Origin of the sequence: Bradyrhizobium sp. CCBAU 25360 (genome assembly GCF_028128695.1) — a bacterium.
Lineage (GTDB): Bacteria > Pseudomonadota > Alphaproteobacteria > Rhizobiales > Xanthobacteraceae > Bradyrhizobium > Bradyrhizobium ottawaense.
Genome location: NZ_LBJA01000038.1, coordinates 340749 through 363861 on the forward strand (window position 1 = coordinate 340749; position 23113 = coordinate 363861).

Annotated in this window: 25 protein-coding genes; 11 read left to right on the top strand and 14 right to left on the bottom strand. The window is 65.2% G+C overall.

Going from position 1 to position 23113, the window contains the following annotated elements; translation table 11 throughout:
* Positions 1 to 116 precede the first annotated feature (116 nt).
* The gene (locus XH81_RS17545; protein ID WP_271596311.1) at positions 117 to 743 is read right to left on the bottom strand and encodes a glutathione S-transferase family protein; all 627 of its coding nucleotides are present in this window, start codon (positions 741 to 743) and stop codon (positions 117 to 119) included.
* 173 nt (positions 744 to 916) lie between these two features.
* Between XH81_RS17545 and pyrE the strand changes: the two genes are divergently transcribed.
* Together pyrE and XH81_RS17555 are read left to right on the top strand one after the other, a co-directional pair.
* Complete coding sequence (gene pyrE, locus XH81_RS17550) at positions 917 to 1480, top strand: orotate phosphoribosyltransferase (protein WP_008136514.1); 564 nt, start codon at positions 917 to 919, stop codon at positions 1478 to 1480.
* A 249-nt stretch (positions 1481 to 1729) separates the two neighbouring features.
* A complete protein-coding gene (locus XH81_RS17555) occupies positions 1730 to 2497 on the top strand; it encodes a DUF2865 domain-containing protein (protein WP_049824113.1) in 768 nt (255 codons plus the stop codon).
* A gap of 131 nt (positions 2498 to 2628) precedes the next feature.
* Here XH81_RS17555 and XH81_RS17560 read toward each other — a convergent pair whose 3' ends face one another.
* From XH81_RS17560 to XH81_RS17590, 7 genes are all read right to left on the bottom strand, one after another.
* Positions 2629 to 3060: a hypothetical protein gene (locus tag XH81_RS17560; protein ID WP_028140863.1), complete on the bottom strand. Its 432-nt coding sequence runs from the start codon at positions 3058 to 3060 to the stop codon at positions 2629 to 2631.
* A gap of 290 nt (positions 3061 to 3350) precedes the next feature.
* Complete coding sequence (gene pdeM / locus XH81_RS17565) at positions 3351 to 4022, bottom strand: ligase-associated DNA damage response endonuclease PdeM (protein WP_049801939.1); 672 nt, start codon at positions 4020 to 4022, stop codon at positions 3351 to 3353.
* A 53-nt stretch (positions 4023 to 4075) separates the two neighbouring features.
* Positions 4076 to 6652: a ligase-associated DNA damage response DEXH box helicase gene (locus XH81_RS17570; RefSeq protein WP_028140865.1), complete on the bottom strand. Its 2577-nt coding sequence runs from the start codon at positions 6650 to 6652 to the stop codon at positions 4076 to 4078.
* Positions 6653 to 6945: 293 nt separating this feature from the next.
* Positions 6946 to 7311 carry a nuclear transport factor 2 family protein gene (locus XH81_RS17575; RefSeq protein WP_028140866.1) on the bottom strand — a complete coding sequence of 122 codons (366 nt, stop codon included), beginning with the start codon at positions 7309 to 7311 and terminating at the stop codon, positions 6946 to 6948.
* A gap of 156 nt (positions 7312 to 7467) precedes the next feature.
* Positions 7468 to 7818, bottom strand: coding sequence for a RidA family protein (locus XH81_RS17580; RefSeq protein ID WP_018320814.1), 351 nt, complete (start codon positions 7816 to 7818; stop codon positions 7468 to 7470).
* A gap of 134 nt (positions 7819 to 7952) precedes the next feature.
* Positions 7953 to 8870 carry an alpha/beta hydrolase family esterase gene (locus XH81_RS17585; RefSeq protein WP_028140867.1) on the bottom strand — a complete coding sequence of 306 codons (918 nt, stop codon included), beginning with the start codon at positions 8868 to 8870 and terminating at the stop codon, positions 7953 to 7955.
* 3 nt (positions 8871 to 8873) lie between these two features.
* On the bottom strand, positions 8874 to 10532 hold the full coding sequence (locus XH81_RS17590; RefSeq protein ID WP_028140868.1) for an FAD-binding dehydrogenase: 1659 nt from the start codon (positions 10530 to 10532) through the stop codon (positions 8874 to 8876).
* A 279-nt stretch (positions 10533 to 10811) separates the two neighbouring features.
* Between XH81_RS17590 and XH81_RS17595 the strand changes: the two genes are divergently transcribed.
* The 5 genes from XH81_RS17595 (at position 10812) to XH81_RS17615 (ending at position 15311) form a co-directional block, all read left to right on the top strand.
* Complete coding sequence (locus XH81_RS17595) at positions 10812 to 11333, top strand: hypothetical protein (RefSeq protein WP_028140869.1); 522 nt, start codon at positions 10812 to 10814, stop codon at positions 11331 to 11333.
* 110 nt (positions 11334 to 11443) lie between these two features.
* On the top strand, positions 11444 to 11638 hold the full coding sequence (locus XH81_RS17600; protein WP_028140870.1) for a hypothetical protein: 195 nt from the start codon (positions 11444 to 11446) through the stop codon (positions 11636 to 11638).
* 24 nt (positions 11639 to 11662) lie between these two features.
* Positions 11663 to 12253, top strand: coding sequence for an SCO family protein (locus tag XH81_RS17605; RefSeq protein WP_028140871.1), 591 nt, complete (start codon positions 11663 to 11665; stop codon positions 12251 to 12253).
* A gap of 251 nt (positions 12254 to 12504) precedes the next feature.
* Positions 12505 to 13461, top strand: a complete 957-nt coding sequence (locus XH81_RS17610; RefSeq protein WP_028140872.1) for a transporter substrate-binding domain-containing protein — start codon at positions 12505 to 12507, stop codon at positions 13459 to 13461.
* Positions 13462 to 13667: 206 nt separating this feature from the next.
* Positions 13668 to 15311 (top strand): lysine--tRNA ligase, encoded by a 1644-nt coding sequence (locus tag XH81_RS17615; RefSeq protein ID WP_028140873.1) that lies wholly within the window; start codon positions 13668 to 13670, stop codon positions 15309 to 15311.
* Between the two features lie 177 nt (positions 15312 to 15488).
* On the opposite strand, the gene XH81_RS17620 is transcribed toward XH81_RS17615, so the two are convergent.
* Both XH81_RS17620 and XH81_RS17625 read right to left on the bottom strand, forming a co-directional pair.
* Positions 15489 to 16241 carry a carbonic anhydrase gene (locus XH81_RS17620; RefSeq protein WP_028140874.1) on the bottom strand — a complete coding sequence of 251 codons (753 nt, stop codon included), beginning with the start codon at positions 16239 to 16241 and terminating at the stop codon, positions 15489 to 15491.
* 105 nt (positions 16242 to 16346) lie between these two features.
* Positions 16347 to 16958 carry a TetR/AcrR family transcriptional regulator gene (locus XH81_RS17625; protein ID WP_049801938.1) on the bottom strand — a complete coding sequence of 204 codons (612 nt, stop codon included), beginning with the start codon at positions 16956 to 16958 and terminating at the stop codon, positions 16347 to 16349.
* 93 nt (positions 16959 to 17051) lie between these two features.
* On the opposite strand from XH81_RS17625, the gene XH81_RS17630 reads away from it, so the two are divergent.
* Together XH81_RS17630 and XH81_RS17635 are read left to right on the top strand one after the other, a co-directional pair.
* Positions 17052 to 17510 carry an ester cyclase gene (locus XH81_RS17630; RefSeq protein WP_028140875.1) on the top strand — a complete coding sequence of 153 codons (459 nt, stop codon included), beginning with the start codon at positions 17052 to 17054 and terminating at the stop codon, positions 17508 to 17510.
* A gap of 42 nt (positions 17511 to 17552) precedes the next feature.
* On the top strand, positions 17553 to 18044 hold the full coding sequence (locus XH81_RS17635; protein ID WP_038973201.1) for a DUF3237 domain-containing protein: 492 nt from the start codon (positions 17553 to 17555) through the stop codon (positions 18042 to 18044).
* A 49-nt stretch (positions 18045 to 18093) separates the two neighbouring features.
* Here XH81_RS17635 and XH81_RS17640 read toward each other — a convergent pair whose 3' ends face one another.
* Positions 18094 to 18744 (bottom strand): S24 family peptidase, encoded by a 651-nt coding sequence (locus XH81_RS17640; protein WP_028140877.1) that lies wholly within the window; start codon positions 18742 to 18744, stop codon positions 18094 to 18096.
* A gap of 308 nt (positions 18745 to 19052) precedes the next feature.
* On the opposite strand from XH81_RS17640, the gene XH81_RS17645 reads away from it, so the two are divergent.
* Positions 19053 to 19397, top strand: coding sequence for a DUF952 domain-containing protein (locus tag XH81_RS17645; protein ID WP_018320827.1), 345 nt, complete (start codon positions 19053 to 19055; stop codon positions 19395 to 19397).
* A complete protein-coding gene (locus XH81_RS17650; RefSeq protein ID WP_028140878.1) occupies positions 19394 to 20491 on the top strand; it encodes a quinone-dependent dihydroorotate dehydrogenase in 1098 nt (365 codons plus the stop codon). Before XH81_RS17645 ends, XH81_RS17650 begins: the two co-directional genes overlap by 4 nt.
* A 65-nt stretch (positions 20492 to 20556) precedes the next feature.
* On the opposite strand, the gene XH81_RS17655 is transcribed toward XH81_RS17650, so the two are convergent.
* The 3 genes from XH81_RS17655 to XH81_RS17665 are packed head-to-tail and all read right to left on the bottom strand — an operon-like array spanning position 20557 to position 22943.
* The gene (locus XH81_RS17655) at positions 20557 to 21882 is read right to left on the bottom strand and encodes an MATE family efflux transporter (RefSeq protein ID WP_028140879.1); all 1326 of its coding nucleotides are present in this window, start codon (positions 21880 to 21882) and stop codon (positions 20557 to 20559) included.
* A gap of 2 nt (positions 21883 to 21884) precedes the next feature.
* Entirely contained in the window at positions 21885 to 22619 is a 735-nt protein-coding gene (locus XH81_RS17660) for an MBL fold metallo-hydrolase (protein WP_028140880.1), read from the bottom strand.
* A 21-nt stretch (positions 22620 to 22640) separates the two neighbouring features.
* Positions 22641 to 22943 (bottom strand): DUF6460 domain-containing protein, encoded by a 303-nt coding sequence (locus XH81_RS17665; protein WP_028140881.1) that lies wholly within the window; start codon positions 22941 to 22943, stop codon positions 22641 to 22643.
* Positions 22944 to 23113: the final 170 nt, after the last annotated feature.

Genomic DNA, 23113 nt, shown 5'->3' on the forward strand with positions numbered 1-23113 from the left:
CCGGATGAGGGGTTCTCTCCGCTCGCAAGACTGTTCGTGAGGATGGAGACCCCTCACCCGTCTCGCCGCTTCGCGTCGATCCACCCTCTCCCACAGGGGGAGAGGGCAAGACCCCATCAATCCAGCTTCGCCTCCATGCCCCGCTTCACCGCCGGGCGCGCCATCAAGGCTTCGTACCAGCGCTTGACGTTGGGGAAGTCGGTCAGCTCAACCTTGTGGCGAGGGTGACGCCAGGCCCAGCCCAGGATGGCAAAATCGGCAATCGAGAGGTCGCCGGCGACGAAGTCGCGGCCGTCCAGGCGATGGTCTAGCACGCCGTAGAGCCGGCGGGTCTCGGCCATAAAGCGCTTCAGGCCGTAGGCGCGATCCTGCTCTATCTCGAGCGCGATGAAATGGTGCACCTGGCCCGGCATCGGGCCGAAGCCGCCCATCTGCCACATCAGCCATTCATAGACCGGGATCCGAGCACCCAGCGATTTTGGCAGGAATTTGCCGGTCTTTTCACCGAGATAGAGCAGGATCGCGCCTGATTCGAAGATGCTGACGGGCTCGCCGTCCGGGCCCTCGGGGTCGACGATCGCGGGAATCTTGTTGTTCGGGGAGAGCTTGAGGAACCCCGGTGCCATCTGCTCGCCCTTGGTGATGTTCACCGGGATCACCTTGTAGGGCAGCCCCATTTCCTCCAGCGCGACCGAGATCTTGCGGCCGTTCGGCGTGTTCCAGGTGTGCAGCTCGATGGTCATTCCTTGCTTCCTTCCCCAACAGGTTTGGCATCCCACCTACTCCAGAACGTCGCGCCCCCACAACCGGCGGCCGGGGATGGCCGATCCCTGTTGACGAGGGACGCCCCCTCTGGAATGTCGCGGCTGTCGCGGATAAATTCCGCCTCCTCTAAAAACGCTCCCGAGGGACCGCCGTGTCGAAATCAGCCTCCCGCGCCCGCCTGTTCGAAATCATCCGCCGGCGCTCATTCGGCCGCGGCGAGGTGACGCTCGCGTCGGGCCGCAAGAGCGATTTCTACTTCAACCTCAAGCCGACCATGCTCGACCCAGAGGGGGCGACCCTGCTCGCCGAGCTGACCTATGAGGCGCTGAAGGACGACAATCTCGATTTCATCGGCGGCCTCGAGATGGGCGCGGTGCCGCTCGCCGGTGCGCTGGCGCAGATCTCCTGGATCAAGGGCCATCCGATCGCGGCGTTCTTCGTGCGCAAGAAGCCGAAGGAGCACGGCGCCAAGCTCGCGATCGAAGGCCTGCCAAGAGGCGAGACGCTCGAGGGCAAGCGCGTCGTGATCGTCGAGGACGTCACCACGACAGGCGGCTCGGCGATGAAGGCGGTGGAATCGGTGCGCGAGACCGGCGCCGAGGTGGTGCTGGTGCTGACCATGGTCGACCGCGAGGAAGGCGCCACCGACACGTTCGGTGCGGCCGGCCTGCCATTCCGCTCGCTGTACAAGGCCTCGGAATTCTTGAAGGCCTGACGCGGCGAAACATCCCTCGCCGTCATGCCTCAGTGTGCCCCGGAAGCAACCATCCGTCCAAAGCTGCGCCCGGCCCTAAAGAGGCCACCGCCTCGTCTTGAAACCGCCTCCGCTCAACTGCTCATTTACCATCGCGCCTTATGGTGAATCATGTGCTGAGACCCCTTGGGGTCCCGGCCGGTTCAGTAGCGTCGGGTGGAGTGAGCGTTGCGTACAGTCCTGTCCCATGCGCGCCGGCGGCGTCGCGCGATGCTTGTGGCCGCCACCCTTGGAGCACTTGCGGCTCCGGCTCCGGTTTCGGCCGAGGGCCTGTTCGACTTCTTCTTCGGCGGCATGCAGCAGCAGCGGCCGCAGCGCGAGGTGCCGCAACAGTCGAGTTCCTACGCCGATCCCTTCAGCGGGCAGCAAAATGTCGCAACCCCACAATATGTGCCGCCGACCCGCTCGGCGGCAGCCGGCGGCTCCGGCCCGGCCTTCTGCGTGCGCAGCTGCGACGGCAAATATTTTCCGCTGATGCGCGGCCTCACCTCGCCGGCCCAGATGTGTCAGGCGTTCTGTCCTGCCAGCGCGACCAAGGTCTATTTCGGCTCCTCGATCGACGGTGCGGCGTCGCAGACCGGCGAGCGCTACGCCGACAGCGAGAACGCGTTCGCCTATCGCAAGGCGCTGCGCGCCGACTGCACCTGCAACGGCCGCGAGCCGGTCGGCCTTGCCCCGGTCGATCTCGCGCTGGACTCCTCGCTGAAAGCCGGCGACGTGATCGCCACCACTGACGGCCTCGTCGCCTATACCGGCATCCGCGTCGGCAACGACCAGGCTGCGGACTTCACCCCGGTTGCCTCCTATCCCGGCCTCACCGCGCAGGTCCGCGCCCGCCTCGGCGAGATGAAGGTGGCCCCGGTGCGGGCAGAGACGGTGTCGGCAGATGCGCCTGCTTCAGAGATCGTGCGCGGAACGCTGCCCGATGTGACGGTGCCGAAGACGGCAAAGCCGGCGAAGCGGGCGGGGCTGGATTGATCTCGTGTCCCGGACGGCGGCGCAGCGCGAAGCGATGCGACGCAGAGCCGGGACCCAGAATGCCGCGAGATGGGCCCCGGCTCTGCAGCGCACCGCTGAAGGAGCGCTGCGCTTTGTCCGGGGCACGGCGATCACCTCCCGATAATCACCCCGATCACGTTCGGCGCCGCCAGATATTTCTCCTCGATCGCCGCGCGCGCGGCGGCGCGGTTGTCCGGCGTCAAGAGGCCGCGCTTCTCGGCCAGGATCATCCAGCAGAAGCCCCACCAATCCGTCAGCATGCCCTGATCGCCGACGAGGTCGTATCCCTGCTCGGCCGCGAAGATGCGCGCATGCGCTTCGTCGAGCGTGTCCAGGAACAGATGATCCTCGGTCGAGAACAGCTCGTCGCTGACATCGTCGATGGTGTAACCCCAGATCGACTGGCACACCGCGTTGAACTCGCGGTCGAACTGGTCGTCATCGATCCTCTGGCGCCGCGCCGCCTGATGCAGCCGCGACAGCGAGCGCGCGAAATCGGCGATGCGGGTGAGGGCAAATTGATCGAAGGCGATGGGGGACATGTAGTCCTCGCAAGTCTGACAGACGCTAGATATTGTGCCGGCAACGCGCCGAATCACAATGATATATCAAAGACTTGCTAAAGTGTTCTTAATTTGTTCCGAACCCGGCAACGGTCCGCGAAAGTTTTGATCGCCGGAAATGAAAGGGGCCGCCTCGCAGCGGCCCCTTGCCGGTTACAATCTTGTTCGGGATCAGAAATTCCAGCCCCGGCAGGCCTAACGTTAGAACCGGCGACGGGCTTGTGCGATTCCGGAAAACTACTGAACGTAGTGCTGTCCCAATTTTCGCCTCAGGAGCAGCGCGAGGCCGCGATGGCGTGGACACGGCGGTCGCCGAGCAGATGGGCGACAAAACCGTTGGCGGGAAAGATCTTTGCGAAGGCGGCGTCGCGGATGCTGAGGCCGCCGGCATAGGCGCCGAACGCCGGCATCACCGCACGCATCCCGTCGGAGGCGAAGCAGCGACGCTCCATCGAGCGGCCGCGCGCGGAGACGCGCGCCTTGGGATGGAGATGGCCGGCGATTTCGCCGCGCGCCCCGGTGGGCTCATGACGGAAGGTGATCGGGCCGATCGCGACCTCGTCGGCGATGGTGCCGCCGAGATCGCGCGGCAGCATCGGATCGTGATTGCCGGAGATCCAGATCCAGTCGCGGCCGGTCTGGAGCGCTGTGACCGCATCGCGATTATCCGGCGACAACCGCTCATGCGCGGTGCGGTCATGAAAGCTGTCGCCGAGGGCGATGACCACGCCGGGATCATGGCGGGAGATGACAGCAGCGAGACGGCTCAGCGTTGCCAGCGTATCGTAGGGCGGCAGCAGCACGCCGCGGGCGGCGAAGCTGGAGCCTTTTTCCAGATGCAGGTCGGAGACGACGAGCAGGCGCTGCTCTTCCCAGAACAGCGCGCCGGAGAGATCGGCAGCGAACGTCACATCGCTGATGGTGACTGTGGACACGCGCATGTCGTCGACGTCTCCTGAAACCTGCGCGCCAATCGTCACGTCAAAACCTGCTGCTATCCCATCGCCTCTTTGACGAGCTCAACGGCGGCTTCGGCCAAAAGCTCGTCTGCAGCTTCGCCATAAACTGACTCGCGACCGATTTCCAGCATCACGGGCACCGCCAGTGGGGAGACGCGGTCGAGTTCCCGGTGCGTGATGCGGCCGTGGATGCGGGCGAGCATGTCGCCCAAGCGGCGCAAATCGAGCAGGCCGGTGGCGGCATCGGCGCGCGCGGCGCGCAGCAGGACGTGATCGGCCTGATGCTTGCGCAGCACGTCGTAGACGAGATCGGTCGAGAACAACACCTGACGACGGCTCTTCTCTTCGCCGGTGTGCCGGCGCGTGATCAGGCCGGAGATGATCGCGCAATTGCGGAAGGTGCGCTTCATCAGGGCGGATTCGGCGAGCCAGGCCTCCAGATCGTCGCCGAGCATATCAGGGTCGAACAGCGCATTGAGGTCGATCCGGCCGTCGCGGATCATGAAGGAGAGATCGCCGAGCGCCCAGATCGCCACCGCATATTCGTTGGCGACGAAGCCGAGCGGCCGGGCGCGGGCGCGCTCCAGCCGGCGCGTCAGCAGCATGCCGAGGGTCTGATGCGCGAGGCGGCCCTCGAAGGGATAGCAAACGATGTAGTGCTTGTTTGCGCGCGGAAAGCTCTCGACCAGGAGTTCGCGCACCGCCGGCACGCGCGAGACGTCCTTTTGCAGCGACAGCCAGTCGCGCACCTGCTCCGGCAAGCCGCCCCAGGCGCGGCCGTCATCGAGCAACCGGCGCACGCGCTCGGCGAGATAGGTCGAGAGCGGAAACTTGCCGCCCATATAGGACGGCACTTTCGGGTCCTTGTCGTTGGCGCGGGAGACATAGACCTGGTCCTCGACCAGGGTTTCATAGCGCACCATCTCGCCTGAGAACACGAAGGTGTCACCGGGGCTCAAGCCCTCGATGAAGGCTTCCTCGATCTCGCCGAGCAACCGCCCCCCGCGCGCGATCACGCCGGTCGACCCCGCTCCGCCACGGCGCGAACGCACCAGGCGCACCTTCAGCATGTCGTCCTCGACGATGGTGCCGACATTCATCCGGTAGCTCTGCCGCACCTTGGGATTGGCGACGCGCCAGCGGCCCTGCTTGTCCTGCTTGATGCGGGCAAAGCGTTCATAGGTCTTCAGCGCGTAGCCGCCGGAGGCGACGAAATCGACGACGTCATCGAAATCCGTCCGCGACAAGTCTGCGTAAGGCGCGGCGGTGCAGACCTCGCCATACAGATCATCGCTGAGGAACGGCTCGCCGCAGGCGCAGCCGAGCACGTGCTGGGCCAGCACGTCGAGCGCACCGGTGCGCAGGGGTGGCGTGTCCTGCGCGTTCTCGGCAATGGCATCGATGGCGACGCGGCACTCCAGCACTTCGAAACGGTTGGCCGGCACCAGCACCGCGCGCGAGGCTTCGTCGAGGCGGTGGTTGGCGCGGCCGATCCGCTGCATCAGGCGCGAGGAGCCCTTGGGCGCGCCGATATTGACGACGAGATCGACATCGCCCCAGTCGACGCCGAGGTCGAGCGAAGAGGTGCAGACCACGCCGCGCAGGCGTCCCGCCGACATGGCGTCCTCGACCTTGCGGCGCTGCGCGACATCGAGCGAGCCGTGATGCAGCGCGATCGCGAGCCCGTCGTCATTCATGCTCCAGAGATTCTGGAACAGCATCTCGGCCTGGCTGCGGGTGTTGACGAAGACCAGCGTGGTCTTGTTCGCCTTGATCAGCTCGTAAATCTCAGGGAGCGCGTGGCGCGCGCTGTGGCCGGCCCAGGGCAGTCGCTCGCGCGTATCCAGCATCTCGACCAGAGGTGGCGCCGCGCCGCCGGCGATGACGATGTCGGCGGCAGCTTCCTTGCCACCGGGCTGCGGCACCAGGAAGCGCGCGAGCTGATCCGGCTCGGCCACCGTTGCCGACAGGCCGATCGCGCGCATCTGCGGCGCCAGCCGCCACAGCCGCGCCAACCCGAGCGAGAGCAGATCGCCGCGCTTGGACGTCACCAGCGCGTGCAGCTCGTCGAGCACGATGCGCTTCAGGGAGGAGAACAGGAACGGCGCATCATCCGAGGACAGCAGCAGTGCGAGCTGCTCGGGCGTCGTCAGCAACACATCAGGCGGATAACGCCGTTGCCGCTGCCGCCGCGACACCGGCGTGTCGCCAGTGCGGGTCTCGACCTTGATCGGCAGCGCCATCTCCGCAATCGGCCGCTCCAGATTGCGCGCGATGTCGACGGCGAGCGCCTTCAGCGGCGAGATATAGAGCGTGTGCAGGCCGCCGGTACGCTGCAGCGTGCGGCCGGTGGAGACGAGGCTCTGTTTCTCACCCGCCTTCCGTTCGGCTGCCTCGGTCGAAAGCTCCACCAGCGTCGGCAGAAATCCCGCCAGCGTCTTGCCGGCGCCGGTCGGTGCGATCAGCAGCGCGCTAGCGTCCTCGCGCGCCTTCTCCAGCAGCGCCAATTGATGCGCGCGCGGCGACCAGCCGCGGGCTGCGAACCATTGCTGGAAGCGGCTCGGCAGCAGCGCGGCCGGCTCGGCCGATGTTTGGAGGATACGGGGCGGCACGGCATGACAGGTAAGCCGTAGGGATGGCTTCGTCGAGGGGTGCTGCCCTCCTCTATACGAGGAGGACAATCACATATGGCATTTTGCGCGACTTGAGCGCGCGCCTCGTCCTTCGAGACGACCGCTTCGCGGTCTCCTCAGGATGAGGCTAAGCAGCATCGGTGCTCGTTGAAACCGCAGCCGCGCACTCGACCCTCATCCTGAGGGCCCGCCAACGGCGGGCGTCTCGAAGGATGGCCTCAGGAACCGCTCTCAGATGCGATTACCCGCCCGAGCGAGGGGGACCAGCGGTCTCACGCCCCGGCCGGCACCTGATCGAGAAATCCGGTCACGCTTCGGATGCGGCCGTCCTTCAGCACGGCAAAATCCGTGCCCTTGATCGGGCTGTCGGCGCCATCGGGACCAAGTCCCCACGAAAAGCGGATGTGATCGCCGTAGCCGTTGGGCTCGCCGATCAGCTTGAACTTGAAATCGGGAAAGCGCTGCTGCACGCCTGCGATCAGCGCCTCGATGCCGTCGGGGCCGTCGCCCTTCATCAGGGGATCGACATAGCTCGCATCGCTCGTCCAGTTGTCGCTGAGCAGCTCGCGGCGCCGGCCGGCCGTGCGTTCGTTCCAGAGCTCGATGTAGCGGCGGGCGATGGTGACGGGGTCGGTCATGGTGCTCTCCTTCGATGACGCCGTATTCGGCTGTCCCTGACTATCGAAGGATCGCGCGCGCCGATCGATTACCTCGCAGGTCATCGTTGCGCGAAATAAATGGAGCGCGATGATGTTGTCATCGCGCTCCATTCGCATGCGAATTGGTCGTGAGGATTACTTCGCGGCCGTGACCATGATCTCGACGGTGTATTGCGGCGCCGCCAGCTTGGCTTCGACGGTGGCGCGGGCGGGGGTATTGCCGGCCGAGACCCAGGCGTCCCACACTGCGTTCATCTCGCCGAACGTCTTCATGTCGGTGATGTAGATCGTGGCCGAGAGCAGCTTCGACTTGTCGGTGCCGGCCTTGGCGAGATGGCCGTCGATGGTGGCCAGGATGTCCTGGGTCTGCTTGGTCACGCTTTCGCCGGCGGCCTTGTTGGCGACGACACCGGCGAGATAGACGGTGTTGCCGTGCACGACGACCTGACTCATACGCGGGCCGGTTTCGAAACGCTGAATGCTCATTTGCGGATCTCCTCACTGGAATGGCGGCCCTGTCTAGCCCAGCACCTCGCGCCGTGCCACCCCGGGCACGCATGCGTTGCCTGCGGCGCATGCGTTGCCCCGCACGCATGCCGTCACCGCCGAGCATGTGCGCCTCACGGAAACTGACTGAAAAAAGCCCAGATCGTCTCGGCGCCATCGATGTCGCCGTTCTGCGGCCCGAGCAGGCCGGCTGCGACCCTCGGGAAGCGGGCATCCGGAGAAAATCCAGGCATGCGGTGGCCGCCATGGTTGATGCGATAGAGCACGACGTCGTGTCCCCTCGGGCAGCGCGATGAGATCCGGGTCACTGTCGATTGGTCTGCGGGCGCCTTGTCGGGCATGTCAGTCACGCTGGCATCGTCGGTCTCACAGCCATTGAGCTTGCGCCAGAACGCCAGCGTCTCCTCGGTCGACCAGAACCCGTCCGCGGCAAAATAGCTCGATCCGCGACCGCCCTCGTAGGGGACCAGCAGGTCGGCCGTGCCGTTCATGAGCAGCATCGGCAGCGGCCTTGACGGATGGCAGGTGACGGCGGCCTCGTCGGTGAGGTTCATGATCACGCTCGCGCCTGCCGCAAACAGATCGGCGCGGGCGCAGGCCATGGTCATCGCCATGGCGCCGCCATTGGAGACGCCCGCGATGAAGACGCGCTTTGCATCGGCCGTGCCGTCGGCCACGAGCTTCTCGACGAGCTTTGCGAGGAAGGCGACGTCGTCGGTGCCCGCCGGCGGTCCACGCAGGGCAGGCCCCGCCTTGGTTCGCGCATCCGCCCATGCATTGTTGAGCCCGTCCGGAAAGACCACGGCCAGGCCCTCGCGCTTCGCGACCTGCGGCCACGCCGTCCGCGCTACCATGTCGGCGCCGCGCTGGGTCTTGCCGTGCAGCACGATCACGAGCGGTGCCGGCTTCCTGGCCGGCAATTGCGCGGTGTAGGAGCGCTTTGCGCCGTTGACGTCGATCGTCTCGGCGGATGCGACCGACGCGGCGGCCAATGCCGCGACCACCGCCCCGATGCGCATCCACAGCCGCACGATCTAGCCCACCGCTTTTGCCGCGGCCCGGCCCGCATTGCGGCCCGAGAACAGGCAGCCGCCGAGGAAGGTGCCTTCCAGTGAGCGATAACCGTGCACGCCGCCGCCGCCGAAGCCGGCGGCTTCGCCGACCGCATAGAGGCCGGGAATGACGCTGCCCTCGGCGCCGAACACACGCGAGTCGAGATCGGTCTCGAAGCCGCCCAGCGTCTTGCGGGTGAGGATGTTGAGCTTGACCGCGATCAGGGGCCCCTGCGCGGGATCCAGGATCCTGTGTGGGGAGGCAGTGCGGATCAACCTGTCGCCAATATAGCGGCGCGCATTGTGAATGTTCATCACCTGCGCATCCTTGACGTAAGCGTTGGCGATCTCGCGGTCGCGCGCCTCGATCTGCATCCTGATGTGCTCGAGCTTGAGGAGGTCGCTGCCGGCAAGCTTGTTCATCTCCGCAACAAGGTCCTCGATCTTGTCGCGTACGATGAAGTCGACACCATGGCTTTTGAATGCCTCGACCGGCGCCGGCGCGCCCTTGTTGGTGGCGCGGCGCAAGGTCATGCGCCAGCTCTTGCCGGTCAGGTCGGGATTCTGCTCCGAGCCCGACAGCGCGAACTCTTTCTTGATGATGCTCTGGGTCAGGATGAACCAGGAATAATCATAGCCCGTCGACATGATGTATTTGAGCTGGCCGAGCGTGTCGGAGCCCGGGAATAGCGGCGCAGGCAATCGTGTGCCGGTTGCGTCGAACCACATCGAGGAGGGGCCGGGCAGGATGCGGATGCCGTGGCGCGGCCAGATGGGATTCCAGTTCTGGATGCCCTCGACATAATGCCACATGCGGTCGCGATTGATCAGCCGCGCGCCTGATCTCTCGGTGATGCCGATCATACGGCCGTCGACATGTTCGGGCACGCCGGAGATCATGAATTTCGGGGGATCACCGAGCCGCTTCGGCCAGTTCTGCCGCACCAACTCGTGATTGCCGCCGATGCCGCCGGACGCCACGATCACGGCCTGCGCCTTCAGCGCAAATTCGCCGACAACGTTCCGCGAGGAGCTCTTGCCGCGCTCGATCGTGTCGGGGGCGAGCACGGCGCCGCTGACGCCATCCACCGTGCCATTGGTGATCGAAAGCGCATCGACGCGGTGGCGGAACCTGAAGCTCAGCCGGCCGCTTTTCATCGCCTCGCGCGCCCGGCGCTCGAACGGCTCGACGATGCCGGGACCGGTGCCCCAGGTGACGTGAAAGCGCGGCACGGAATTGCCGTGGCCCATCGCGTCATAGCCGCCGCGTTCGGCCCAGCCGACCACGGGGAAGATGCGATGGCCCATCGCCCGCAACCAGGCCCGCTTCTCGCCGGCAGCGAACGCCACATAGGCCTCGGCCCATTGCCGCGGCCAGAAGTCCTCGTCGCGGTCGAAGCCCGCGGCACCGATCCAGTCCTGCATGGCCAGGTCGAAGGAATCCTTGATGCCGAGCCGGCGCTGCTCCGGCGAATCGACCAGGAACAATCCGCCGAACGACCAGAACGCCTGGCCGCCAAGCGACTGCTCGCCTTCCTGGTCGACCACGATCACGCGCTTGCCCGCATCCGCGATCTCGGTTGCGGCAACCAGTCCCGATAGTCCCGCGCCGACAACGATGGCGTCAGTTTCTTCAGCCATGTGTTTCCCCCTCCATGTTTCCCCCTCCACAGGTTCCCCCCTGTAGTCGCCCGGATTGAAGCCAACGGTTGTAACTGAGATCAAGGGTGTGACGCATAAGACATCATTAACTTGTTCCACTTTGGGATAGAGACCCATCGGGTGCAGCGCGGACGCAACACTGGATTTGAATTTGTTTTGAGCGAGCCGGCCTGCCTAGACAAAACCTTGGTTACGACAGACGCTAGTCGCGCATCACCACCGAACACGCAGATTCGAATTCGACTGGGGCGGGGGACAATGAAGTTTCTGACGGGGTTGGTTGCGGCGGTCCTCCTGATCGCTGGCATGGGGGCCTCTCACGCGGTGGTTCGGATCGCGGATGACCGCGGTGGCCGGATCGGAACCTATGTCGACAAATACCAGGACCTGCGGCAGTCCGGTGACACCGTCATCATCGACGGCCTCTGCGCCTCCGCCTGCACCATCGTCCTCGGCGCCATCCCGCATGACCGCATCTGCGTGACGTCGAGCGCGACGCTCGGCTTCCACGCCGCCTGGGATTTCGGCAGCAATGGCCGCGCCGTCACCAATACTGAGGCGACCCAGATGCTCTACGCGATGTATCCGTCGCAGGTGAAGCGCTGGATCAGCCAGCGGGGCGGCCTCACCCCGCACATGCTCTTCCTGAAGGGCAAGCAGCTCCAGGCCATGTACAAGCCCTGCTACCTGGACGCGCAAGCCTCGGCCAACAAGCCGTCGCGCAGGCCCCTCCCGCAAACGGACCAGATCGAATCCGCCCGCGGCCAGCTCCTGCGCTGACGCTTCCAGCCTGACGAGATCGTTCCGGCCCGCCGGCGGCGCCTTGCCCGCAGGCGGGCTAAAGCTTATCTGAGGGCTGGGAACCGGGGCCTTCGCCCCCGATCGTTGTCATGGCTCAACCGCTGCACCCGTCGCATCCGCTACAGGACAATTCGCCCACTGCCGGCCGGACGCCGTTCGTGCTGCTGTTGGCGGGCGCGGGGATCGGCGGATTGCTGGTGCTCGGCGCGCTGGCGCTGTGGTTCCACTACGGCACGCAGATGTTCTTCGAGATGATCAGGACCGGTTTCGCCGCCTGCTTCTGATCCACGACAGGAAGTTTTCCGCTCATGAGTTCCGCCGCCCGTCCGCTGGTGATCGCGACCGCCTTCGCCGCAAGCCTCGTTATCGGCCTCCTGATCATGTTCTGGGCCATGGGCGGGGTCAGCAAGGTGGCGCAGCCGGCCGCGGTCGGCGGCCCGTTCCAGCTGACCGATCAGAACGGCAAGGCCGTCACCGACAAGAGCCTCAAGGGGAAGCCGACCCTGATCTTCTTCGGCTACACCCATTGCCCCGACGTCTGCCCGACCTCGCTGTTCGAGATCTCGGAAGTGCTGCGCGCGCTGGGCAAGGACGCCGACAAGGTCAATGCCGTCTTCATCTCGGTCGATCCCGAGCGCGATACGCCGGCGACCATGAAGGAGTATCTGTCGAGCTTCGATCCGCATCTCGAAGGTCTGTCCGGCGATCCCGCCGAGACGGCCAAGGTCATCACCTCCTACCGGGTCTACGCCAAGAAGGTCCCGACCAAGGACGGCGACTACACCATGGACCACACCGCGCTGATCTATCTGATGGACCGCGACGGCCGCTTCGTGTCGCCGTTCAACCTGAAGCGCACACCGGAAGAGGCTGCAGCGGATTTGAAGAAGTATCTCTAGTTCGGCGGATCAATCGCGCCTCGTGCGCGGTGCACTTCGCCCGCTTGCGGGAGAGGTCGGCGCGCACAGCGCGCCGGGAGAGGGCTCTCTCCCCCTGGGGGGCTCTCGCCCAGAGGAGACACCCTCTCCCCGACCCTCCCCCGTAAGCGGGGGGAGCAGACCTTCACCTTGCCCGCATTCCGCACTCGCGTTCCCGCCGGGATGGTCTATAACGCCCTCCGATCCCAATGAAATTCGTTCATTTCCGGCCGATGGCTCCATCGCAACAGGCGAAATCGTCCAAATCTGCCCGTATCTTGCTGGCGGGGCTGGCCGTCGGCGCCTGCCTGCTCGCAGGCCTTCCCGGCGCCGACGCGCAGGCCCCGGCCCAGCAGCCTCCAGCGGCGCCCCAAGGAACACAACAGGGGACGCCACAAGCCGCACCTCGGGCGGTGCAGGCCGCCCCGCAAGCCGTACCCGGCTTCTGGGATCCGCGGCGGCGACCGGAGCGGCCGGACCTGTCACGCCTGACCGTGATCCGCTTCCTGACCGAGACCGACTATCCGCCGTTCAATTTCACCGGCGCCGACGGCAACCCGGCCGGCTTCAACGTCGATCTGGCCCGTGCGCTGTGCGAGGAGATCAAGGTCACTTGCACCGTGCAGATGCGCCGCTTCGAGACGCTGGTCGATGCGCTCTCCTCCAACCGGGGCGATGCCATCATCGCCTCGATGGCGGTCAGCCCGCAGCTGCGCGCCCGGGTCGACTTCACCGATCCCTATTACCGCGTGCCGGCGCGCTTCGCCTCGCGCAAGGACGCGGTGATGCCGGAGATCCGCCCGGAATATCTCGAGGGCAAGAAAGTCGGCGTCATCGCCGGCTCCGCGCACGAGGCCTATCTCAAGGCGATGTTCACCGACGCCGAGCTGCACGGCTATCCCAATGACGACGCGCTCCGCAGCGCTTTGCGCAAGGGCGAGGTCGATTTCATTTTCGGCGACGCCATCTCGCTGGCGTTCTGGATCAACGGCACCGATTCCGGCGATTGCTGCGCTTTCTCCGGCGGTCCCTTCGTCGAGAGCCGCTTCTTCGGCGAAGGCATCGGCATCGCCGTCCGCAAGGGCAACGACGTGCTGCGCCAGGCCCTGAATTGGGCCCTATTCCGCGTCTGGGAAAAAGGCCGCTACACCGATCTGTGGCTGCGGTATTTCTCGGTGAGCCCGTTTTAGCCATCGATCGTCATTCCGGGGCGCGCGAAGTGCGAACCCGGAATCTCGAGATCGTTGAATTGTCATTCCGGGATGGTCCGCAGGACCAGACCCGGAATCTCGGGATTCCGGGTTCGATGCTGGCGCATCGCCCCGGAATGACAACAACCGTTCTTTTGCATTCTGCCCGGAAATCGCTATTTTCCGCGGCCCGGAGGCCCTTCTGAATGTCCGTTATCGATCCCAACATGAGCCCGAGCGATCTTCGTGCGCTCGCCGAACAATCCAACGCCTGGCCGTTCGAGCAGGCGAAGGCCATTGTCGCGCGGCTGAAGAAGAGTCCGAAGGACGAGGTGCTGTTCGAGACCGGCTACGGACCGTCGGGCCTGCCGCATATCGGCACGTTCGGCGAGGTCGCGCGCACCTCGATGGTGCGCCATGCCTTCCGTGTTCTGACCGAGGACAAGGTCAAGACGCGCCTCCTGGCGTTCTCCGACGACATGGACGGGTTTCGGAAAGTGCCCGACAACGTCCCCAACAAGGAGATGCTGGCCGCGCATCTCGGCAAGCCGCTGACGCGGGTGCCAGATCCGTTCTCCAACGAGTACCCCTCGTTCGGTGCGCACAACAACGCGCGCCTGCGCGCGTTTCTGGATCATTTCGGCTTCGACTACGAGTTCGCGAGCTCGACGGACTACTACACATCAGGCCGCTTCGACGCGACGCTGCTCAAGATGTTAGCTGCCTACGACAAGGTGATGGCGATCATCCTGCCGACGCTCGGCCCCGATCGGCGCGCCACCTACTCACCGTTCCTGCCGATCAGCAAGACCGCGGGCGTGGTGCTCCAGGTGCCGATGATCCGCCGCGATGTCGTGGCCGGCACGGTGACCTATGTCGATCCTGATACGAACCAGGAAGTGGAGACGCCCGTCACCGGTGGAAATGTGAAATGCCAGTGGAAGGCCGACTGGGCGATGCGCTGGGTCGCGCTCGGCGTCGACTACGAGATGGCCGGCAAGGATTTGATCGATTCGGTGAAGCTCTCCGGTGCAATCGCCAAGGCGCTCGGCGGCACGCCGCCCGAAGGCTTCAACTACGAGCTCTTCCTCGACGAGCAGGGCCAGAAGATCTCGAAGTCGAAGGGCAACGGCCTCACTATCGACGAATGGCTGCGCTACGCCTCACCGGAATCGCTGTCGCTGTTCATGTATCGCGAGCCCAAGGCGGCCAAGCGGCTGTATTTCGACGTCATCCCGCGCAACGTCGACGACTATCAGCAGTTCATCGACGGCTTTGCCCGGCAGGATGACAAGCAGCAGCTCGGCAATCCGGTCTGGCACATCCACAACGGCAAGCCGCCGCAGGGCGATATGCCCGTCACCTTCCAGCTCCTGCTGACGCTGGTGTCGTCGTCGAACGCGGAGAATGCCGAGACGCTGTGGGGCTTCATTGGCCGTTATCGTCCGGGCGTTTCGCCGCAGACGCATCCGAAGCTCGATGCGATGGTCGGCTACGCCATCAATTACTACCGCGACTTCGTCGCGCCGACGAAGCAGTTCCGCGTGCCCTCGGACACCGAGCGCAGCGCACTGCAGGATCTGCGCGATGCGCTGTCACAGCTTGCGCAGGACGCATCTGCCGAGGACATCCAGAACGTCGTCTACGAGATCGGCCGCCGCGAGCCCTTCCTCGATCAGGTCAAGAAGGGCAAGGACGGCCGTCCCGGGGTCACGCTGGACTGGTTCAACATGCTCTATCAAGTACTGCTCGGCCAGGAGAAGGGCCCGCGCTTCGGCTCCTTCGTCGCGGTGTACGGTGTGCAGAACGCCGTCAACATGATCGACGGCGCGCTGGCGCGGAGCGCGTGAGGCCACGGCTTTCTCCATCGTCGTCCCCGCGAAAGCGGGGACCCATAACCACAGGGAGAAGTTGGGCGAAGATTCGTAGTTGCGCCTGCGTTGGTACGAAGACCGCCACTCTCCGAGAGATCACGCGGTATGGGTCCCGGCGTTCGCCGGGACGACAGCGCTCATTGGAGCGCTCGCTCAGGCCGAGCGCAATACGTAGCGCCTGTTATCCTTCTGCACCGGGCGCGCGTTCATCGGATAGAGCTTTGCGAACGCGGCGACCTCGGCGGCCGACACCTGAATCGGGGTGGTCAGCAGCAGCCATTCGACCACTTCCGAACAGGGCGGCGTCGTCAGCGAGCCGGGATAGCGGAAGTAGCTGAGCCTCGGTGGCAGCATGGCGTGAGGATCGATGCCCGCATCCGCTTTCACCGCGGGGCCTTCCGCCGCCGGCATGGTCTTGACGATCTTGCCGAAGGCCGGGTTCGGCCTGCCCTCGGCCATCAGCACGCCGACCACGGCGAGGCCGCCGGCTTCGTTGCGATGGACGAAATGCGCCTCCATCGGAAAATTCTTGCCGCCGATCATGTGCTCGCTCGGCCGGTGGAAGTGCACCTGGAGCAGCTTGTACTTGACGTCGCCGAGCATCAACGTGCTGCCTTCGGCGAAGTTGAGCTGGATCGTGTGTCCGTTGTTGACGATGGTGTCGGCGCTCTTGCCCCAGTTCAGCTTCAGAACCGGCAATTGCGACTTGATCGTCCCCTCGATGTCGATCGGCGATTGCTGAAGGCCGACCGCGCAGGCCTTGTTGGCCGCATCGAGATCGCCCCATTTGGCCGGGCCGCCGACGCCCTCATAGCTCCAATGCGCGCCTTCGGCGGCGAAGGCCGGCTTGCAGAGCGGACAAAGCGCAAGACCCGCCAGAGCCTTCAATGCGTGACGGCGATTCATCATATCCCCCTAAGATGAATTGGATCGGCAATATCGGCCGCAACCTATGCGAGAGCGGCGGTGAGTCGCAATGGCGATGCAGGGCGACGCGGGCCGGGAGCGGATTCAGACCTTCTGGCGAAAGGTCTCCAGCACGGCGGCGACGATCTTCTGTCCGTTTCTGCGCAGCTTCCTGGAATCGTCGGCGTGGGGCAGCAGCAATCCGATCTTGCAGATCATGGCGTCGATCATCCGGCTGAGCAGATCGACATCGTCCGCGTGCAACTCGCCATCGCGCTTCAGCGCCCGCAGGGTCGCGATCAGGAGCGCGGTCGGATAGGTTTCCTCGATCTCGCGATAGCGCGGCTCGCCGAGCACGGCTTGCGCTTCCTGGATGACGATGCGCGCGTAGTCCGGCTCTTCGCAGGCGTCGAGATAGGCGTCGATGCCCGCGCTGAGGCGATCCCAGATCTTGCGTTCATTGCGCGCCGCGGCCTCGATTCTGGCGGCCGCGTCGCGCTGCATGGCGACTACGACGGCGTCAAACAGCGCCTTCTTGTCCGCGAAGTGATGGTAGAACGCGCCGCGCGTGACCCGCGCCGCCCGCGAGATCGCCTCCATGCCCGCCGCCTGAAATCCATTGGCGGCAAACGCCTCGCGGCCGGCATCGAGCAGCGCCTGCCTGGTAGCCTCGCTGTACTCTTCCCGACGACTTCTCGGAGGATCCTTTGCCCGCATCGCGCGCAACCTAACGCTTGACGCGTTGGTATCAAACCGCATATAACATACATTGTGTATGTATTAGACATTTAGAATGTTACGAGGCGAGCCGTGGACGGCAAGTGCATGTTCGAGCTGGCGGAAAGGCTGGCAATCGCGAAGAGCCGGCAGGACATCCCAGCGGCGCTGGAGGTTCTGCATCCCGACATGGTGCTGGAGACGCCGGCCTTCGGCACCAGGGCGCGAGGCCTCGCCGAAAACCAGCGCATCCTGACGCGCTTCTTCAAGTCCTTCCCGGACTATCACGTCACCCTCGACGGCCACGCCAATTCCGCCGACACGCTGGTCTGCTGGGGCACCGCGCGGATGACGATGACGGGGGATCGCTTCGGGGCCGAGCCCAACGGGCGCCGCGCGGAGCTGCCGGTGTTCATCGCCTTCGCCTTTCGCGACGACAAGATCGCTTATGAGCGCTTCGTCTTCGATCTCTCTGAGCTCTGCGCTCAATCCGGCGTTTCGACCGACGTGGTCAGGCGCAAGCTGTTCGGCGAAGCCACGCAGGCAGCGTAGCCCGCCGACGCAACACCATCCACGAAACAGGAGCGTCAGACCATGGCCGATCCCCGCATCAAGCCCGTCGGTGACCTCGCGACCAGGCTTCTCTTCGACATCGTCGTCGACCTCGATCCGCGCATCAATTTCGGCGCCGGGCCGATCGGGCAGCGCGTGCTGTTCGGGGCGGCCAAGGGTTCGTTCGAAGGGCCACGCCTGCGCGGCGAGGTGCTGCGGGGCGGTGGTGACTGGGCGTTATTCCGCGCCGATGGTACCATGACCCTCGATGTGCGCCTGTCGTTGCGGACGCATGATGGCGAGTTGATCTACATGACCTATGGCGGCCGCTGGGTGACGCCGCAGTCTTTGCGCGCCGAGATGGCGGATCCCGCGCGACGTACCAAGGTCGATCCCGCCGGATACTACTTCCGCACCAATCCGCTGTTCGAGACCGGCTCGCAAACCTATGCCTGGCTCAACGACGTCGTCTGCGTCGGCAAGGGCTACCTCGTCGAAGGTGCCGTCGCCTACAAGATCTTCGAAGTGCTGTGAGAGCTCCGTGGATGCGTTGAGTGCGCTGCATGTGAGCGTCCCCTCGCCCTCACTGCCTCGCCCACATGATGCGCGCGATCCACGCTACGTCGCTCGCCGCCATCGTGCGCCCGGCCTGCGACGCATCGAACGACTGAAGCTCCAGCGCCTTCGCGGTGCGGCGCCCGAGCGTCGCGACCACCACCTCGCCCCCTTTGGTCTTCACCACCACGCGGTCGCCTTTGCGGATCGGTGCGCCGGGTGAGACCAGGATGAGGTCGCCGTCGCGATAGGCAGGGAGCAGCGCATCGCCGGAAATCTCCAGCGCAAAGGTGTGGCTGTCCTCGGTGGGAAGCGCGGTTTCGGTCCAGCCCTTGCCGGATGGAAGGCCGGCCTCATCGAAAGCGCCGCTCGCGCCGGCCAGCGCGAAGCCGAGCAGCGGTACCGAGCGACCGTCGCCGGCCTCATCGTCGATCAGCCGCGCAAAGCTCTCGATCGAGGAGTCGGCTGCGGCCAGTGCCTTTGCGATCGATTCGGTCGAGGGCCAGCGCTCGCGGCCGTCGGAGGTGACGCGCTTGGACCTGTTGAAGGTGGTGGGATCGAGCCCGGCGCGCTTGGCAAGGCCGGACGGCGACAGACCGGCGCGCGCCGCCAGCCGATCCAGGGCGACCCAGATCTGGTCGTGCGTCAGTATCCTCTGCGCTTTGGCCTGTCTGACCATGCAAGGTCCAGCCCGTCGCAACTCAGGAAAACTATCCTCAAATCAACCGGTTTTCCGTTTTTCGCGCAAGAGGCGGTGGGCAGGCGCGCCTTCAAGTGATGTGGATAGCGGTTCGCCTCTGGAAAAACGCGCCAAAATAGGAATCTAGAGCCCCGTTCCGATTTCATCGGAACGGAATAGGCTCTAAGCCTTGAGTTCGGAAGGGGCGGCCTTTACGGTCGCGCCCGGGTTTCGGGGACCCGCACGCGGCGAAAAAACCCAAGAAACTCAAAGAGCTGACTCAAAGAGCAAACAGGGCTGCGCAAGCGGTGGTCAAGATCTACAAAATCTGTCCGGCCTCGGCCTGGCGCGAGGCGGAACGGCAGGGTGTCTACCGGGGCAGCGCGGACGATGCGCGCGACGGCTTCATCCATTTCTCCACCGCTGCCCAGGTTCCCGAGACCTTGCGCAAGCACTATGTCGGACAGCGCGCGCTGTTCCTGGTCGAGGTCGATGGCGACGCACTCGGCAGCGAGTTGCGCTGGGAGCGCTCGCGCAATGACGAGCTGTTTCCACATCTCTATGGCGAGCTCGACCTCGGCGCGGTGCTGTCGGTGATGAACCTCAACATCCGCTCGGACGGTGGCCACGACACTCCGGAGCTGCTGCCGTGATCCGCGCTTTCGACGCCTTTTCGCTGCCGGTGCTGCGCTGGCTCGATCCGGAAGACGCCCATCGCCTCGCGATCCAGGGCCTGCGCTTCCTGCCGCCGGTCAAGCCGCGCGCTGACGATCCCAAGCTCGCGATGCGCGCCTTCGGGCTCAACTTTCCCAATCCGATCGGCATGGCCGCGGGCTTCGACAAGAGCGCCGAGGTGCCGGACGCATTGCTGCGGCTCGGCTTCGGCTTCGTCGAGATCGGCTCGGTGACGCCGAAGCCGCAGAGCGGCAATCCGCGGCCGCGGCTGTTTCGTTTGGAGCGCGACGAGGCCGTCATCAACCGCATGGGGTTCAACAATGACGGCGCCGACGTCGCCTTGCGCCGGCTGGCCGCGCGCGCGCAGCACGGCGGCATCGTCGGCGTCAATGTCGGCGCCAACAAGGATTCGCCGGACCGCGTCGCCGACTACGTCAAGCTGATCGAGACCTTTGCGCCGGTCGCGAGCTATTTCACCGTCAACGTCTCCTCGCCGAACACGCCGGGCCTGCGCAATTTGCAGGAAGGCGCCCTGCTCGACGATCTCCTCGCAAGGGTGATCGACGCGCGCGAGCGTGTCAGGCAGAAGGCTGGCGACACGCCGGTGCTGCTCAAGATCGCGCCGGATCTGAGCCTCGCCCAGCTCGACGACGTCGTGCAGGTGGCGCGTTCGCGCCGGGTCGACGGCATGATCGTGTCGAACACGACGATCGCGCGGCCGAGCACGCTGCGGGAGGAGATGCGCGCCAAGGAGCAAGGCGGCCTGTCCGGCCGGCCGCTGTTCCGCCTGTCGACGCGCATGGTCGCGGAAACCTATGTGCGCGTCGAGGGCGCGTTCCCGCTGATCGGCGTCGGCGGCGTGGATTCGGGCGGTGCCGCGCTGACGAAGATCCGCGCCGGCGCGAGCCTGATCCAGCTCTATTCGTCGCTGATCTACAAGGGCCTCGGCCTCGTCGACGAGATCAAGCGCGACCTCACCTCGACGCTGCTTCGCACCGGGCGGGATTCCCTGTCCGAGATCGTCGGCGCGGATGCGGCGACCCTCACGGCGGAAGACTGGCCGGGGATGTAAGGCGCTCTCGTGCCCCGGCTCTGCGCAGCAGCGTTTCACGCTGCAGCGCGTCCGGGACACGAGAGCTATGATTTCGAGAACGTCGCCCGGAACTGCGCCGGATAGCGTGCGGCCTGCAAGCCACCGCGCGAGAGGTAGGAAGCCATCAGCGCGCACCACAGTCCGGCATTGCCGAGCGACTGCAGCGCCCACCAGGCGGCGAGGAAGATCAGCAGCGAAGCCAGCATCAGGTTGCGCATCTCGCGCGCCCAGGTCGCGCCGATATAGATGCCGTCGAAGCCGAAGGCGAATACCCCGGGGATCGGCGCGAGCACGACGAACGGCAGGAATTCGCGCGCGGCACGGCGGACGTCGTCACTCGCCGTCATGAAATCGATCAAATGCGGCCCGAACAGCGCGAACAGTCCCGACACCACCAGCGCGAAGCCGAGGCCCCATAGCAGCACCAGCCGGGTCGAATCCGCAAAGCCCGTTGCATCGCGCGCGCCAACGGCGCGGCCGCAGAGCTGCTGCGCTGCGTTGGCGAGACCGTCGAGGAAGAAAGCGCTGACAAGCAGGAAATTGTTGAGTACCGAGTTGGCGGCCAGCGTGACGTCACCGGCCTGCGCGCCCTTGGCGGTGAAGAACAGGAATACGGCGATCAGCGCCGCGGTGCGGATCAGGATGTCGGTGTTCACCGCCAGCAACCGCAACAGCTTGTCGCGGTCGAGCAGGGTCGCGTACGGCACGGCGAAGCCGCCATCGGCATAATGGCGGCAGACGATCACGCCGAGGGCGAACCCGACCGCTTCCGACAACAGCGCGGCGATCGCGGCACCGGCGATGCCGGTGTCGTAGACCAGCACCAGCAGGATCGTCGCCGCCATGTTGACGAGGTTGATGACGACCTGAAGCATCAAGGCTGAATTGGCGCGGGCCTGGCCGATCAGCCAGCCGAGGATGACGTAATTGGCGAGCGCGAACGGCGACGACCAGATCCGGATCTTGAAGTAGGTCTTCGCGGCCTGCGTCACACCTTCGCTGCCGCCCATGAGGTCGAACAGCAAAGCGGCCAGCGGCAGTTGCAGCACGATCAGCGCGGCGCCGATCAGGCCGGCAACGATGAAGCCGCGCGCCAGGATCGCGGTCGGCTCGCGCGTGTCACCCGCGCCCAGCGATTGCGCGGTGAAGGCGAGCGTGCTCATCCGGAGGAAGCCGAACAGCCAGAACAGGCAGTCGAAGATCACCGAGGCCATCGCCACGCCGCCAAGCAGCGCGGCATCGTCGAGACGGCCGATCGCCGTGGTCGAGACGATGCCGATCAGCGGTGTGGTCAGGTTCGCGACCATCGCCGGACCGGCGATGGCGAACACTTCGCGTGTGCCGACTTTGGGATGGACGGGCGCGTGCATGGTCAGAACACGACGACCATGCCGTCCTCGGCCGCCATATGAGGCAGAGCCTCGAGGCGCGACAGCATGTCGTCGCTCATATGGGTGAGGACGAGCCGCTTGGCGCCGATCGCGGGCAGATGCTGTTCCAAGGTCTTCAGGCTGAGATGGTTCTTCACCACCTTCTCGTACATATAGGCCTCGGCGATGAAAAGGTCCGCGCCATGCGCCAGCGGAATGAGCGTCTCCGTCCATTCGGTATCGGCGCTGTAGGCGAGCGTGCGGCCCTCGGCCTCGATGCGGTAGGCGAGGAAGGGGCCACCGGATTCGCCGTGCACGACCGGATAGGGCGTCACCGTCACGGCACCGAAAGTCCGGCTTTGCTCGGGCGCGAGCTCGACGACATTTAGCTCGAAGCGCTGCTGTGTCTTCGAGGAGTGCTCGAACAGCACCTCCATCACCTCACGCAGCCGCGTCTCGATACCTTGCGGGCCGGCGATCGTCAGCGGCCGCGTCCGCCGCGAGAATTGGGCGTCGAGCAGGACAAACGGCAGCCCGGCAAAATGATCACCGTGGAAATGCGTGATCAGGATGAGATCGATGTCCTCGCACGCGATCTCAAGCCGCTTCAGCGCCGGCAGAGCCGACGCGCCGCAATCGATCAGGAAGTTGGCCTCGCGCCCCGAGACGTGGAAGCAGGTGTTGAGCCTGCCGCCGGAGCCGAAAGCATCGCCGCAGCCGACAAAGCGCAATTGCATCGGCTGCGGGCTCCCAAAACTCTACCGGCGCGGCGTGCCGAACACGCGCGAGAGCAGCCAGATCGGGATCACGATGACTGCGCCGAGCAGGAAGTAGCGCCACAGCCAGTTGATGGTGTCGAAGCCGAGATCCCACAGACGCTGGAACAACAGGCGAATGCTGGTGAGGATGTTCCAGGGATCGAAGCCGATCGCGGCCAGCACGACACCGACCAGGATCGAGAGCAGGACCAGGCGAAACGCGACCGCCAGCGGCGAGCCGCCGAGAAAGCGGTTCAGCCCGTCGTTGCGGCCGGCCGGCAAATCTCTGACGTCTTGGACCATCTCAAACTCCTGTAGGCGGATTCGACCCATTATAGGGCACGGCGAGGCAGATGGGGAACCCGCAACAGGGCGTCAATCGGGTTACGGGAGTTTAATTCGACGGTCGGTTTGTCTCTCCCGCAGCCCAATGAGAGTTTTTCGCGGCCGCCATCCTTCGAGACGCCCGCTTT